The organism is Parapedobacter brassicae, from assembly GCF_051400755.1.
In the GTDB taxonomy this organism is placed as follows: domain Bacteria; phylum Bacteroidota; class Bacteroidia; order Sphingobacteriales; family Sphingobacteriaceae; genus Parapedobacter.
The window spans coordinates 161,995-178,721 of the sequence record NZ_JBLFFL010000002.1 but is presented as its reverse complement, the minus strand read 5'-3'; the positions used below and the strand labels follow the sequence as shown (position 1 = coordinate 178,721).

Annotated in this window: 8 protein-coding genes; 7 read left to right on the top strand and 1 reads right to left on the bottom strand. The window is 49.1% G+C overall.

What is annotated here, in order from left to right; genetic code table 11:
• Positions 1-90 precede the first annotated feature (90 nt).
• Together ACMGDE_RS06305 and ACMGDE_RS06300 are read left to right on the top strand one after the other, a co-directional pair.
• Positions 91-3,048 (top strand): LamG domain-containing protein, encoded by a 2,958-nt coding sequence (locus ACMGDE_RS06305; RefSeq protein WP_436831920.1) that lies wholly within the window; start codon positions 91-93, stop codon positions 3,046-3,048.
• 368 nt (positions 3,049-3,416) lie between these two features.
• Positions 3,417-5,738 carry a cadherin-like beta sandwich domain-containing protein gene (locus tag ACMGDE_RS06300; RefSeq protein ID WP_436831919.1) on the top strand — a complete coding sequence of 774 codons (2,322 nt, stop codon included), beginning with the start codon at positions 3,417-3,419 and terminating at the stop codon, positions 5,736-5,738.
• A gap of 79 nt (positions 5,739-5,817) precedes the next feature.
• Here the strand turns inward: ACMGDE_RS06300 and ACMGDE_RS06295 are convergent, their stop codons facing one another.
• Positions 5,818-6,558 carry a GntR family transcriptional regulator gene (locus tag ACMGDE_RS06295; protein ID WP_436831918.1) on the bottom strand — a complete coding sequence of 247 codons (741 nt, stop codon included), beginning with the start codon at positions 6,556-6,558 and terminating at the stop codon, positions 5,818-5,820.
• Positions 6,559-6,706: 148 nt separating this feature from the next.
• Here ACMGDE_RS06295 and ACMGDE_RS06290 point away from each other — a divergent pair, with 148 nt between their 5' ends.
• The 5 genes from ACMGDE_RS06290 to ACMGDE_RS06270 all read left to right on the top strand — a co-directional run bounded on the left by ACMGDE_RS06290 (position 6,707) and on the right by ACMGDE_RS06270 (position 16,718).
• The gene (locus ACMGDE_RS06290) at positions 6,707-7,924 is read left to right on the top strand and encodes an MFS transporter (protein ID WP_436831917.1); all 1,218 of its coding nucleotides are present in this window, start codon (positions 6,707-6,709) and stop codon (positions 7,922-7,924) included.
• 83 nt (positions 7,925-8,007) lie between these two features.
• A complete protein-coding gene (locus ACMGDE_RS06285) occupies positions 8,008-9,486 on the top strand; it encodes a hypothetical protein (RefSeq protein WP_436831916.1) in 1,479 nt (492 codons plus the stop codon).
• A gap of 41 nt (positions 9,487-9,527) precedes the next feature.
• Entirely contained in the window at positions 9,528-12,725 is a 3,198-nt protein-coding gene (locus ACMGDE_RS06280; RefSeq protein WP_436831915.1) for a SusC/RagA family TonB-linked outer membrane protein, read from the top strand.
• 17 nt (positions 12,726-12,742) lie between these two features.
• Complete coding sequence (locus ACMGDE_RS06275; protein WP_436831914.1) at positions 12,743-14,179, top strand: RagB/SusD family nutrient uptake outer membrane protein; 1,437 nt, start codon at positions 12,743-12,745, stop codon at positions 14,177-14,179.
• A gap of 46 nt (positions 14,180-14,225) precedes the next feature.
• Complete coding sequence (locus ACMGDE_RS06270) at positions 14,226-16,718, top strand: hypothetical protein (RefSeq protein WP_436831913.1); 2,493 nt, start codon at positions 14,226-14,228, stop codon at positions 16,716-16,718.
• The last annotated feature ends 9 nt before the right edge of the window (positions 16,719-16,727 follow it).

The following is a 16,727-nucleotide window of genomic DNA, read 5'->3' as shown; positions in this document are numbered from 1 at the left end:
AGAATTAAGTAATAAATTTTATGAATCTGGAATTACTCATCGTAGAATCTGGAATTACTCATCGTACTTGCCAACCATAACCGTTGTTCAATGAAAAAACTTGCCTTATTTGTCCTATTTGTTGCCTGCTTTATTGATGTTGTAAGCGCGCAATCCTGCACGTGCCAGGACTCATCCAAAATCCTTTTTCATTTAAGTTTTGACAGCGGTTTTCAAGCTGACAGCAAGGGAAGTGGTGTACCGGTAAACATCCGGAATTTTCCTGATTTGGTGAGCGGAGTGAGCGGCCAGGCAGCGCGCTTCAAAAGAGGGAAATATCTGCAATATATGTCGAAGTGCAATCTGAATAAGGCGGAAGGGAGCATTGCCATGTGGATAAAGATACCGGATACCAATGAAGGCCCACAACGGGAAATTTTCAGCTTGTTTAAAGAAGATGGCCCAGACAATGCAGGCAGCTCGAGTTTAAAATTGCAGTTGCTGAACCAGTATTTGTTTTTCAGCTATCTCAGAACCCAGCGGGACGATGTAGTCATTTCTCCGGAGATCCCTTTATCGGATAAAGAGGAATGGCATCATTTTGTATTTACCTGGAACAGTCATAAAGGAGCATCTGTTTACTTAGACGGTAAGATTATTGCCAATAACATGTTACGTAAATGGGCACCGCAAGATTTTGATAGTTTTTTTCTTGGAGCCTACAATGACAATGGTGAACAAAGCTGGCGGGGCGCCGTAGATGAGCTTTATATCTATAACAGGGAGATGACCGCCGACGAGGTAAGGGCATCTTACACAACCTATCGGTCATTTTCGGCCGAGGTCACTGTTAAAGATGCTTTTTTAACATCGTCTGTACCGGGTTTTCTGAATGTTTCGATTGAAAACCCAGGCACGCAGCAAATCACGTTAACCAATCTGTCATTTACGGTAAAGGATTCAGCAAATGTAACGGTATACACGCATATGCTGGATAGTATAACTGTTGCCGGTTTACAGGATTCCCTTGAAAAGCTTGCAATCAACATCGCACAGCCCGGAAAATATACCTTCACGGTTAGCTACACCGAAAACGGGAATACAAAAGGCATAGATTCGATGGTCGAAGTACTTTCGGACACAGCGACCGTACAACCTCCGCTTAGCCCTCCGTTGTTGGTAACGCAGATCAATGCAACATCACAGGCCCCAACAGCGAAAGCTGGCACAACTACTGTTGTTGACTCCCCTATAGGGACCTACCTGGAAGCAGGTACGAACTGGCATGACCGTTTCGCCTATGAATTTCAGGTGCCGGCCGCTGATGTAGGCACAGTTTACGTGGCCAAGATTACCATTCCTGATGATAAACCTAGGACAATGGAAGTGCTGCTGCAAGACATGACAGGTAATGGCCAAAGGCAGGCACAATCGGGGGTTTTTACAGGCGATGAATATCCATCATCTAATGGTATGATAGAACTGTCTCTAAATTTCTGGCCAACTTCTACCAAGCAGGCTTTCATTTTTATGACAAGCGAAAGCGGCGGTCCTGCCGCTATCAAAGATATCAGGATATATAAATTGACAGACCTGCCGCATGTGGCCGATAGCGGTATTTATAGTGGGGCGGCAGGCGCCCGTACCGCGGGGCTATTTTTTGAGGACCCCATTCTTCATATGGCTTATGGCACAGACAGCGACATGCCGGGGTTTGAAAAGGCTACTGACAGGCTCATCACTTACATGAAATCTTTCGGGCAGAAACTCTTTGATTACCCTGTGGCCTGGTACGGTGGGCCAATGTATGGTTCAACGGCAGAGTCCCTGCAGCCAGACTTAACCAATAACGGACAGGGCGGTTTACGCCCGCATCCAGACGGCTACCCTGCTTACCTGCTGAAGCGCTTACATGCTGAAGGTATGAAGTTTAATGCGGGTCTACACTTACATACACTACCCAGTTTAAGCGAATATGCGATAACTGATTCGGGTAAAATAGTGCATGGGCAGGAAACGGCAATCAATATGAATAAAGATGGCGAACTAATTTATGGCAATTTTCACGGAACAGACCCGAACTATAACCCGGCAGATTCCATCGTGATGAAAGCCGTGGAAAATGTGGTAGCAGAGGTGGTCGACCGCTATGGTGATGAACCTGCATTAAATGGTATTTCGCTGGTAATGGCACGTCCTACATTATTTACATTCGGTTCTATTGCTTCAGGCTATAACGATACTAACCTGAAGCGGTTTCAGCAGGAAGCCCAAATTACGATACCCACCTATGTCGCTAATGACCCCGATAGATTTAAGAACAGCTATACCTGGCTGATGGGTAACCCCACCGCGAAAGCGGCCTGGATAGACTGGCGCTGCCACGTATTATATAATCAGTATTACAAGCTGAGTCAGATTGTTGCCGCTAAACGTTCCGACCTGAAATTGATCCTGAACGTATTTGTCCATCTGTCCAACAACCAGCGCATGGCAGACTATGTGCATAATCCATCTCTGGATGTATTAAAGGAAATCGGCATTGACCCGGCTTTGTACGCCAATAACCCTAACTTGGTTTTCAACTACACCATTGTACCTGCCGATTACCGTTGGACAAGGATGTCAAATTACGGCGGGGAGAAGTTTGAAGATAACCGTACGGTAATGACAGCGCCTGAAGTGATAGCCCCCTTCAATAACCGGACTGACATGGGCGTAACGATTTTTGACCGTTATTGGGAAGATGCTATAGGCGCTGAGCAGCCGCTCCCGGGGCTTAGTTATCCCGAAACCCCATGGCGGGCCAGCACGCTGAATGCTACCGGCTTTTTTGCCGTTGAGCCCTATATGCTTGCGCTGAATAATTTGGATGTGACCAGTATCACAAAGGGGGGCTTTGCGACTGGCACCAGCGGTACCGAAAAGGATATTGAAAGTTTTAGTAAAGCCTTAAGCGCCTTGCCAGCTGTTAAATTTGATACAGTGAGCACTGCAACTGACCCTGTACGGGTTAGGAGGAAAGTCGTAGACGCAGTTGTTTTTTTATGTGTTGAACTGTTTACCTGATACGGTTAACACTACCATAAGTTTCAAAGAGAACCAGAATTTTGTAGAACCTGTAAACAATGCACAATTTAACGGTGTATCAAACTTAAATTTAACCCTTAAGCCGTATGACCTGCGCGTGTTTGTGTGCCCATCAGAAAGTCAGGAAATAATGTCAGTGGAAACGGTAGTAAAGCCTGCCTTCATACAGCAACTGGAGGATAAGTTGGACCTCATAACCAGCAAAGGCCCCGGCGGGGTATATGCACCGTATGTTACATTAGCCACCCAGGCCATGGCCGGCCAGCACTTTTCCCGCTTATATTTTATGTTACAGGAATATTGGGCTAAATATATTTTGACACACTAATTCTTACTATTAGTTTGCTATGAAAAAGATTTCTTATTTGATAAGTGTGTGTTTGTATTGCTTCACCGTTTCAACACGAGCCCAAACGGCCTGGGAGTTTAACGGCACCACGGCACCGACAGGATGGTTAATGGTAAATTACCAGACCTCCAGTGATTTTTCTGCCGGGCATTGGAACCTGATTACACCTGCTACGGCTCAAACTGCTTATATCGGGTACCAGGTTTCTGCCGCTGCATCGCAGATCAATACCGAAACCTTTAAATTCGTTAAGATCAACCTAAAAAACGAAACTCCGCAAGCAAGTGCCCGCTTTTATTTCTGGTACAACGGTTCCCCGGTTTTCATACCATTCAGCCTGCAACCCAACTCTGATTATACCGAGTATACCATTGATGTAGCCAACAGCGACGCTTTTACGGGAAATGGCCCTACGGCTGTTAACGTCGGAAAAAAATGGACATACAACGCAGCAGATGCCGGTACTTACATCAAGATGCCTTACATCAGGTTTGACATGCCAAGCGTCATTCCGCCTGCAGCTGGTGCAGGAGTTCAGCCTGTCTCCACTGATAAACTGGTCAGCGTAGACTACGTACGCTTTGTCACCAGTCTGGCACCACAGGTTAACTTATCCCCCGCATCATCCGTTACAAGTATCAGCGCCGCATTTAACGGCGAAGTCATCAATGATGGCGGCTCCGCTGTTACCGACAGGGGCCTGCTGTGGTCAACTGCTGCTTCATTAATCTCTGGTTACAAGGCAAGGCAAGGCTCAGGCACTGGTGCTTTTTCGCAAACTTTGGATAACTTAATGCCAGCGACTACCTACTATGTGAAATCATATGCTGTAAATGCCGCGGGCATATCTTATAGTGCTGTACAGTCATTTACTACAGCAAATGCAGATTCTGCAGCGAACCTGGCCAGTTTAACATTAAGCGATAGCATCACCCTTGGTGAGGACTTTAACCCCAATAAAACAAATTATACCATTACTGTGGCAAGCCCGGTTACAGGGGTCGCAGTCACACCTGTGGTATATGACAGCAATGCTACTGTCAAAGTAAACAACATCCCTGTTGCCAATAACACCGCATCGGACATTATAGCGCTTTCACCTGGGGCCAATACGATAGTGGTAGAGGTGACTAATATCGTTAACGCCACCAGTAAAACGTATACATTACTATTGAATGTGGATGCCCAATATGGATGGGATTTTACAGCACCTACTATACCCGCCGGTTGGAGCCAACTTAATTACCACTCGAGCATGTTTGCTGATGGCTACTGGAATCTGGTTACACCGTTAACGCCTTCGTCCGCTTATATAAGGTATCAAACCAGTGCTTCTGCATCGAACATACATACAACTATTTACAAGTATGTAAAGATCAGACTTAAGAACGCTACACCGCAAACCAGCGGAAGGTTTTATTTTCCTTATGGCCTAACCAACGTGTTTATTCCGTTTAATATTGCCCCTTATGCTGATTATACCGACTACGTAATCGATTTAGCCCATAGTGATGCCTTTAGCGGCAATGTCGGTGACCTGGTTAACGTCGGCAAGAAATGGACGTACAATCCCAACGATTCGCTAACAATCCCAAAAATGACCTCCATACGGTTTGACCTGCCTAGTACCATTCCTCCGGCAGGAGGGTATGGTGTTCAGTACGGGTCGTTAAACCAACCTATCAGTGTTGACGATATCAGATTTCTTTCTGTGGGTGCGCCGGCCGGCGTCATTACTTCTGGTCCGTTGTCTATGACTGATACGCCCAGCGTAGTATTGGAAGGAGAGGTAATCTCAGATGGCGGAGCTACCGTAAGCGAACGAGGCATTGTTTGGGGAGAAAACAGCAATCCCACAGTAGTTGACAACAAAGTACAAATGGGTGCTGATACAGGTGCATTCCTGCAGACCATTGAAGGCTTCACTAAGGGTACTTTATACTATGCCCGGACATATGCTATTAATGCAAACGGCACTACGTATGGTAACACGGTTACTTTTTTAATGAAGACGGTTCCACTTCAATTAACAACAGATGCACCGCAACCTGTAACCGATACGTGTATACTGTTGGCAGGTTCTGTAGGTAAAGATGGAGGTGCTATGGTGTTCGACCGGGGTATCGTGTGGTCTGAAACCCCCGCTCCAACCATTACTGACCATAAAATAGAGATCTGCTCAGGTTTGGGTCCATTCTCAAAGAATAATGTTTTTGAATCTGGAAAAACATATTATTTAAGAACCTATGCCATAAACAGTGAAGGTGTGGCCTATGGTAATGAGCAGACACTGACCTTATCGGCTGATTCCGGTTATTAGTCTAAGAAATGCAGCGATTGGTATTATGAATTAGCAAATTCGGCAAACCATTTCTATAATATTGCAACATTTATAATTATTACAACGCCAGGTTTGCTTTGATGGCAAATTTATATTTATCACCCCTGTAAAAGGAATGCTCGACTTCAATTACTTTGTCTTTCGTGCTGATCACGGCACTGTCCAGTACAAAGGCCGGAGTTGGCACCTGAACATCAAAGTGATGTCTGGCTTCATCCGGATAGACAATCTCGGCACTTAAGGCCTGGTTGACATCTTTAATCGTCAGGCCATATTTCATTTCGTATACCTTGTAATAAGAAACTTCCGTTGGTTCAAGATTTATTTTAGGACAGAGCAATAGGGAGATGTATTTAATTTCATCCTTCATGGCGATATCATTGGCATAACGCAACTGGTGGACCTTTAAAACCGGGCCATCAATGATATAATGCTTGCCGGCAATTTCAGAAGAGATCCCTTCGGCCAAAACCGTTTTTTCAATAATAATGTTTTTGGGTTCAAAACCCTCTGCCATCAATTTTTCGTTGAAACCGATACGGGTATCGGTGATGGAACCCAGCGTACGCAAAAGATGCCGATCTTCGGTGCGGTTTAATACAAAGGTGCCCTTTCCTTTTATCCGCTTCACCCAGCCTTTTAGCTCGATATCCAGGAGACTTTTACGAGCTGTTGTGTTGCTAACCTGATAGTGCTGGATGATCTCGTTCTCTGAGGGTACTTTGTCACCCGGCAATAATTCACCTGCTTTTATCTTCTCTATAATATCGCTGCTGATCTGAACAAACTTCTTCTCCATGATTGACGCACTAAGCTTACGAGTTACAATTATAGTCTTTTCCCCTTAATAAGGCAGGGAAATTTAATTAGTTTTTTTATTTGCTTTTATCTTTTAAAGGTCTACATTTGTCAAACTACAACTTAGTGCGTTAAGGTTGATACCAATTATGAAATCTGTTAAAGTTAGGTGGTTTATTGCGGTTCTCTTGTTTGTTGCTACCGGGCTTAGTTTTCTGGACCGGCAGGTGCTTTCCGTGGCTATTATTGAGATACAAGAAGAGTTTGGGTTGACCGATGTGCAGTATGGTTGGGTGAATACCAGCTTCCTGATCGGCTATGCGCTGATGTTCACCGTGGGCGGTTGGCTGATCGACCGTCATGGGAGCAGGTTGGGATTGGCAGCTTCGGTAGGCATATGGTCACTGGCCAACGTACTGCATGGCATCATGAACGGTTTTCATCAGTTGGCCGCTTACCGATTTCTGCTGGGAGTGGGCGAAGGCGGTTGCTTCCCTGGCGCGGCGCGGGCGGTTTACGAATGGTTTGACAAAAAGGAACGCGCACTGGCCAACGGCATCGCGATCGGCGGATCGGCCATCGGAGCGGTTATTGCGCCCCCGCTCACCGTATGGATATCAAATGCACATGGTTGGCGCTGGGGCTTTGTTATTCCGGGATTGATCGGGATCTTATGGGTAGTGGTTTGGTTGGCTGTGGCGAAAAGGCCGGCCCGGGCTGTGGATAAGGAACCGGCGGTTGTGGAAAGGCCTATTCCACTTGGCAGGCTGGCAAGAATCAGGGCGCTGTGGGTATTTGTGGCGATCCGGTTTTGTTTGGACCCTGTGTTGTATTTCCTTATGTTCTGGATTCCGAAATACCTGAGCGCTGAGCGGGATGTGTCCTATGCGGTGATCGGTTCCCTGTTTTGGGTACCATTTCTGGCATTGGGTGTATCCAACATATTGGGCGGATGGATATCCGATCAGTTGATGAACCGGTTTGGCTTCAGTGTCAACAGGTCCAGGAAGACCATTATGGGATTTGCGGCACTGCTCACTGCCGTGGCCCCATTGATCGCATTTGTATCATCTGTCCATGTCGCGGTGATGCTGATGAGCGTGGTCATGTTTGCGCACGGATTCTGGATAACCAATTACATTACTGCTATATCTGATATGTTTGGCGCGGGCGCAACTTCCACGGTCGTGGGTGTGTCCGGTACCGCTGGGGCGCTGTCCGCACTGATGGTCAATCCATTGATCGGAATGGTCGCAGAAAATATCGGATATACTCCGTTATGGGTGGCCGCGGGGATGATGTACCCGTTGGGTTTCTTTATTCTGGTTTTGTTTATTCCTAAGATCGGTCCTATTCAATTGAAATAATCTGAAATAAGCTATCGGCATGGCAGCCGGCGGTGTTTCAACATTAACTTAGTGCGTTAAGAACGATACAAAAATAACATTATATGATAGTAAAGAATGAGTCAGCCGCTGCCCTTGGTGTTTACAAGTCGGTGTCCCCTGCCCGGATCGGCGTATTTGGTGTTGCCTATTACAAGTATTGGGCACAATTTGAAGGACTACTGGAAGCAATGGAAGAAAAGCAACGGCAGTTTATTGCCAAGTTGGATGGGCAGGATGTAGAAGTCGTGGATTTCGGCCTCGTGGATAATGTGCAGCGGGCTTATGAACTGGTTCCGGAATTGAAAGCGGCCAATCTGGACCTGATTTTCTGTGACATGGTAACCTATGCTACCTCAAACACATTCGGGATTGTCATCAAAAGCGTGGACATACCGATTGTGCTGGTAGCGCTTCAGCCCGATAAAGCAATGGACTACAGCAGGGCTTCCACCTATATGCAACTGTATAACGACGATATCTGTGCGTTGCCCGAATTTGCCGGAGTTGCCGTCCGCATGGGGAAGCGCGTCCCCGACATGATCATCGGTACGTTGCAGGATGATCCGGCCGCTGAAGAAAAAATTGCCGAATACTGCCGTATTGCGAAAGTTCTGCATGATCTGAAGACGGCACGTATCGGTCACATCGGCCATCCCATCGAGTCCATGCTCGACATGCACTCGGACGCGACGATGCTGACGGCGTTTTTCGGAGCGCATATCGTACAATGCGAGGCGCACGAAATCGTTAAAAATTACCGCAACGCCGACGAGGGGGCCGTAAAGGCGGTGAGCCGGGATATACTGGGATTTTTTGATACACCGGAACCGGTGTCGGACCCGATTTCGGAAAAGCTGAAACCCGCTGATCTCGAAACGGCCGCGCGCATTACCGTTGCATTGGAAAAATTTGTGGAAGAAAAACAGCTCGATGGCCTGGCTTATTATTACGAAGGAGCGGAAAATACCGATACGCGGGTGGTTATGTCCAACCTGATCGTGGGCAATTCGCTGTTGACTTCAAGGGGCTTCCCGATGTGCGGTGAATCGGACCTGAAAACGTGTATTGCCATGTTTATCATGGACCGGCTTGGGATAGGCGGCAGCTTTGCCGAATTTCATCCCGTTGATTTTTTGGAGGATTTCGTATTGGTGGGGCATGACGGCCCCCACAACATTGCCATCGCCGAGGGGCGGCCGGTATTGAGAAGCCTGAAAAAATACCACGGCAAGTACGGTTCCGGCGCAAGCGTGGAGTTTAAGATCAAGGAAGGTCCCATCACCATGCTTAGCATCAGCTCAACATATGGAGGCCGCTTCAAATTCATTATTGCAGAGGGACAATCGGTCGCTGGCCCCATTCCACCGACGGGCAACACCAATACAAGAGGGTTTTTTAAACCGGATGTCCGCACATTTCTCTACCGGTGGATGCAGGAAGGGCCTACACACCACTTCGCATTGGGCGTAGGGCACCACGCCCATACCATCCAAAAAATAGCGGCGTATTTGGGGGTGGAAGCCGTCGTGGTGACCGCATAGGAACAATAAAAATCAATTAAACATTAACTAACTTTTAGATTATGATGTCTTATTCCAAGTTTAAGTCAACCGGATGCTGGATAGGCACATTATGTGGCTGCTTGCTCCTGCATATTCATCCGGCGATCGGTCAATCATCCCAACCGACCGCAATCACGGGCAAGGTGACCTCTTCGATCGACGGCACTCCCCTAGCGGGTGCCACCGTCAACATACGGGGATCGGATCAGGCAGGCCAGACGGACGCTGCCGGTAATTTCAGCGTTCAAGCACCAATTCCTGCGGTACTAGTCGTGTCTTTCACGGGATATGTTACGCAGACTGTCGCCGTCAGCGACAGAAAGCCATTATCCATCGCACTGATTTCCAATGAGGAGCAGTTGGATGAGGTGGTGGTTGTCGGGTATGGTACGCAGCGCAAACGCGATTTGACAGGATCCATTGCCAGCGTAAAAGGCGACGACATCCGCATGCCATCTGCGGCGTCATTTGATCAAATGCTGCAGGGCCGTGTTGCCGGCGCACAGATCTCTCAGACCACCGGAGCGCCGGGAGGGAATGTAAACGTTCAGATCCGCGGCGTCAGCTCCATCACGGGCGGCAGTCAACCCTTGTATGTTGTCGACGGATTTGCCATTGGTGGTTCCGGCCAAAGTTCTGATATGCAAAACTTTGGCGGATCTACATTTTCTTCCGCTGGTATGGCCAACAATACCCAGCAGCGGGTAAATCCGCTGGCCTCTATTAATCCGGCCGACATTGAATCCATAGACGTACTGAAGGATGCGTCCGCGACGGCCATTTATGGCTCGCGGGGTGCCAACGGAGTGGTCATCATCACCACCAAGAAAGGCGCCCTTGGTAAACCTCAGGTTTCGTTTGACGTTTCGTATGGCCTGCAACAGGTTGCGCACAAGCTCGAAATGATGAATGCACAGGAGTTTGCCGAATATACGGCAGATGGGCGTGATGCAGCATGGGTGTACGCCAACCCTACAACAAATTCGGTGAGCGATCCCAATGAGGTGAGGAGCTCGACAACACAGGTCAAGCCGGAATTTCGGCATCCGGAATCGTTGGTATACAATACTGACTGGCAAGACGTCATTTACCAGACGGCCCCGGTGCAGAATTATCAGCTGGCCATCGGTGGGGGGACCGACAAAATCAAATACCGTGTTTCCGCCGGTTATTTCGACCAGCAAGGGATTATTCTGACATCGGATTATAACCGGTTTAACTTACGCACCAATGTGGAGGCGCAGCTCTCTGATTGGATCAAGATCGGCACCAATACCGCGGGGTCCTATGCCTATGGGACATTCCCTAATACGGAAGGCCACCTAGGCAACCGGCCCGTTATCGGCGCCGCCGTTGCCTCCTCTCCCACCATTCCCATTCGGGACGAGCATGGGGATTATTTTTCCGAAATCCTGGATCCATTGGGCGTGACCGTAGAAAACCCGTTATTCATCTTGGATAACTTCTCTGATAAAAGGAAGCTCGGTGATTTCCTGACAAATAATTATGTGGAGGTCAGGTTGCTGGAACCGTTGACATTCAAAAGTTCTATCGGCGTAAAATTTGCAACGAACGAGATACGTCTATGGAAATCCTCCAAACTGGGGAGCTTCGGCAGCCAGACAAGCCCTGCCACCGCTGGGGTAACCAAAGACGAGTCGTTGAATTGGCTCAATGAAAATACCCTGACGTTCGACCAGACATTCTCCGACGTGCATCACCTGAATGCCTTTGCGGGATTTACGATCCAAAAGGACACCTATGACCGGCTATCAGCCGGTGCCACGGACTTCCCCACAGATTACGTGCCATACCTTTCCGCAGGCACGGTAAATGCCGGTACGCATATCATTTCACAATGGGCGATGGTATCGCTGATCGCGCGGGCCAACTATTCGTTTGACGGCCGGTATCTGCTGACGGCCACTGTCAGACGGGATGGAAGTTCGCGTTTTGGTGCAAGCAACAAATGGGGCACATTTCCCTCGTTTTCGGTTGGATATAACATCTCGGAAGAGGCATTTATGGAGCCCGTACGGTTCATTAACAACTTAAAAGTCCGCGCCAGCTATGGCCTTGCGGGGAATAACGAGATTGGTAACTATGCCCATATCGGCCTGCTCACGCCATCCAATTATGTAGACAATGGCCAGTTGGCACCCGGGTTGATTCCCAGCAATATGCCCAACTATAACCTTACTTGGGAGAAATCAAAGCAGGTAAATCTCGGTTTGGATGCCGGATTCTTTCAGGACCGGATTTCGTTGACCGCCGACGTATACCGGGATCTGAAGACCGCGCTGCTTCTCGCGGTGCAGCTGCCGGCGGCAACAGGTTATGGCAGCTCGACCCAGAACATCGGGGAAATCGAAAACAAGGGTATCGAATTGGCACTTTCCACGCTGAACGTGGCCGGGGATCAGTTCAATTGGTCAAGTACGCTGACGTTCAACCGAAATGTGAACAAGGTACGTAAAGTGGCGGTCGACGGTGGGCGGATCAGCAATTCGGCATACCAGATCACACAAGTGGGCGACCCCATCTCCAGTTTCTATTTGATGCATGCGTTGGGTGTTTTCCAAAACACCGAGGAAGTTGCGAACAATCCGGTTCAGCATCCGGCCACCCAACCTGGCGATCTGCGGTTCGAAGATGTGGATCAAGACGGCCGGATTACGGCGAGTGACAAACGGATTGTCGGAAGCCCATGGCCCGACTTCTCGTGGGGTTTCCTGAATAGCTTCTCTTATAAAAACTGGTCGCTTAATGTGTTCGTCAACGGATCGCAGGGCGCTGACACCTACTTCATTGCGGGCGAGACCATCCTGGGCAGCAACGGTGTCCAAAACCAGCTTTCCATGGTGAATGATCGCTGGCGCTCGGAATCGGACCCGGGCAATGGGATGATACCCCGGGCAATACGGAGCAACCACGCCTACGGCTTTTCCACGTCTTCCCGCTTTTTGTTTGATGCGTCTTATATCCGCATCAAAAATGTCCGGTTGGGCTATCAGTTGCCCGCTTCGGTCGCTGCCCGGCTACGCGCGACGGGCGTCAACCTATTTCTTGACGTCACTAACTTAGCGACGTTCACGGATTATCCGGGGTATGATCCGGAGTCAAGCACGTCGGGGAACAACGTCGACAATTCGGGGCTTGATTTCATGACCTACCCGTTGGCGCGGACATTTACATTCGGTATTGGTCTTAAATTTTAACGCAGGAGGGTAATAACATGAAAAAAATAGCGATAGCGATAACGGTCTGTGCGATAACGGCCGTTTCATGCAGTAATTTCTTGGATCTTGCACCCGAATACGAGGTGAACGATCAGAATTTTTATAGCGATAAGAATGATTTTGAAGCCCTTATCATGGGTTGTTATTCGGGACTCCAGACCTTGCACAACAATGCATATCCGTTTCTTGCTGAACTGACAACCGACAACGTGCACATCACGCTTCAGTCTCCCGGTGTCAACGAACTGGAATGTGATGAGATGAACATTACGTCGAGCAATGCGTATGTAAGCACCTTATGGTCTTCCTCGTTTGTGACCATTGCGCGGGCCAATAGCGTGCTTAACCGTATCGACGATGCCGAGATGAGCGACGCCGATAAAAACCAGTACCGGGGTGAGGCCTATTTCATCCGGGCATATTGCTATTTCAACTTAGTTCGATTATATGGCGATGTTCCCTTGGTAACCAAAGACTTCCGTAGTCCTGACGAAGTACAGCTGCAAGAAATGACGCGCCAGCCCGTCGAACGGATCGACAGTTTGATCGTTAGCGATCTGTCAAATGCTGATGTGCTGCTCGCGAATGTCTCCCTCAGCAAAGGACGGGGTTCTTCCGGGGCGGCCAAGGCGTTATTGGGCAAATTCTTTTTGACGCGGAAGGATTTTCCGAATGCACGGACCTACCTGCAGGAAGTCGTCGATTCTAAGCAATATGAATTGGTGGATGATTATGGCAGCCTGTTCAGTCCAACGAACGACGATCTGATCGAATCGATCTTTGAAATTAAGTACTTATCGGGAAACGTAGGCGAAGGCAATTCGTTTGCTCAGCAGGAGGTGCCCGTATTGTATGGTGGAATGGCCCTATTCCCCGGCAACCAATTGGGGGGCGGAAGGCTATCGCCAACCTTGGATCTTGTCAATGCCTACGAGGATGGCGACAGACGTAAGGATCTGTCCATCTCAGAGGATATCCCGTTAAATGACGGTTCAATCTACAAGCTCTGGTACGGGAAAAAATTCGTAGATTTCAATGCAAACCCGGTGTCAGACATGGACAACAACTTCACGGTACTCCGTTATGCAGATGTTTTATTGATGTTGTCCGAGGCACTGAATGAATCTGGGGAAGGCGAACTGGCTGCTGACTACCTCAATGAAGTGCGGCAGCGGGCAGGTTTAGCGGATGTCGGCCCGGTGTCCAAACAAGATCTGGCGCTGGCGTTGGAACGGGAACGACGGGTCGAATTTCTCTTCGAAGGACAACGCTGGTTCGACCTGGTGCGCACCGGACGGGCCAAACAGGTGCTGAATGATTACTATGCGGCCGCTGGTCTAAACTTCAGCGTGGAAGATCATGAACTGTTGATGCCCATTCCGCAAAACGAACGCGATATTAATCCGGGACTGACCCAAAACGAGGGCTACTAAAAGACAGGCTATGAAATCATTGTTTTTAACGATCTCTCTGGCGATTATGATGATATACGATCAGGCGTTGGGACAACCGCTGACCCAGCCTGTTCCGGGCACGCTGAAAGGGCATCCCTTCCAAACCACGGTATTGGAGGTATCCTTAAAACCGTTTAAGCGGAATGATCCGGCTTATATACGGGCGGTTGCCACAGAAATGTTTACGCAATGGCATTCCTTGCTGCGTCACACGGACACGGTGGCCGTGATGTTGTGGACGAGCGATGGATCCGAGATCCTTGATTATTCTGGGGAGTTGACGCAGCGGCTGGAGTGGGCGCGTTACATCGGCAATCCCAATACCGAACATGAAGTGGACAGCGGCCCCGATTCACTCTCCCTGCACGAACGGGCGGTTCTTTATATGGAGGACCCTCCTGAGTTCACCTACGGTGATCTGCGATTCATTGTGCAGACGCTGAAGGAAGTCGGCCAAACCGTTACCGGCAAACCGGTGATCGTCGGAGAAACCTTCGACCCGGGACCGGAATTTGCGAAATCAGCGTTCAAGTACGAAAAGCACCCGGAAATACTGGGTGGAAATGCCATGGGACATAAGACATTCGTCAGCTGCTACTCGGTCCTACTTGAAGACCAAGGACATTATGCGGGATACCCCGATGGCATTCCCGATCAAACACCGTTCGGCACCTTCTTCGGCCGGCAAAGCCAGCATTTTCTGACGGACATGGGATTCGACTACCTTTGGTTCAGTAATGGGTTCGGCTTTGGTGCCGAAGGATGGTCGGCTACGGGTGCAACGTTTACCGGCGAGGAATTTTTAGCGGAACGCCTGCCTGCACTTACGGAGAAAATTAAACAATTCTGGACACTATTCCGCCAGGAATGCCCGGATTTTCCCATACAGACACGCGGTACAAACCTGTCTACCGGAGCTGATTTAGCTCGCGATGCGGTAGATTTGAGGGCCATTTACGAAGGCGGTTTTAACCTGTTGCCTCCTCCTAACTCCCCTTGGGCAGCGCTGGATGGCGATTTTGGTTTAGAGATGACCGGATACATGTCGCGTATGGCCGAGCTTCCCGGTGACCGGTTCCCTTTCCGGTACTATACCCACGATCCGTGGTGGCTCAACAGCCCTTGGCTGGATCGTTATGGCCGGGAACCCCATGATATCTATTTACCGATGTCTGTGGCCCGCATAGATGCCCATGGAAACGTGCAAGGCCCTACCCAACTGAATTTCCTCAGCATCGACGACTCGTTTGGCAACATGCCCAGCCAGGTGCCGGATGAAGTGACGCCGCATATACTGAAAGCACGCTATGACCAGCCCACCGCCCCGGGTCCGGTCGTGTGGGTCTATCCCTTTGACGAGTATCACGATTGGGCCTACCAAGCGCCGGATCGGCTGGCAGAAATCTATTATGGCGATTGGGTCATCCGCCAGGCCATCAATAACGGATTCCCTTTGAACACCGTGACATCCACCAAATCGTTCTTATCGGCCATCCGACAGCATCCTGAATTCTATCGCGAATCAATCTTGGTCGGGATTGTACCGGATGCAGGGACTCCCTTGGCATCTGCCTACATGGACTTCGTCAAAAATGGCGGCAAATTGATTCTATATGGCCCCGCTAACCATGCCGGGAAAGCGTTCATGGATTTTATCAATCTCGGTCCGGCGGATGAAGAAATAGGTGGCGAACTGACGTTTGAAAGCCATTTCGTGGCAGATCGATTACGCGTGCCTTATCCGCAACGTATCAGGCACGAAGCGCTGTTCTCGGGTGGGCCGATTAACACAGCCATCAAAAACAGGAGCGACCCCCATACCCGCGTGTTGGTCAGCAGCAATAACGAGGCACTGGCTTGGACACGGCAGGAACCCACCTGGAATGGCGGAAAGATTGCCTATTTGCGGGGAACCAATTCCAGCAGCTTCACCGGGGGGCGCCTGTTGACGCCCCATGATCCAACTGTATATTTCCCGGCCCCGGTGTGGTTGCGTCAGGTATTGCAGCAATTCGGATGGGATATCCTGATAGATAAAGACAGTCCCGCAGTCAAAGCGCCTGTCCTCACGATTGCTCGATCCAATAACGCTTACTTCTTTTCCGGTTACCAACCAAACAGTACGGTCGGCTATCGCATGAAGACACCCCAAGGCGCCCCGCTACTGCTCGGATTAGACACAAAATTGGAAGATGGATATGCCTCGTACACCTTGCCAACAGCATGGCACCGGGAATGCAGGGTATTCGTCGACCAACAGGAAGGCATCGTTTCATACAAGGTTCTCCATTCCGGCGAATTGGGGGTGACCGAGCGATATCAGGTCAGCGGCCTTGAAAATGCTACGGTACGTATCTATCCGCCAGACGGTATGGATAACAAGCACATCTATACCTATCAAGACAGTCAGTATCCGTGGCGCAAAAATCGGATAGCCTTTGAGGAGTCAACAGGCACGGAACTTGGGAGATATATCATTTTAAAGAATTTTACAGGTACATTGGTTGTGTCATGGTAAAAACAGTTA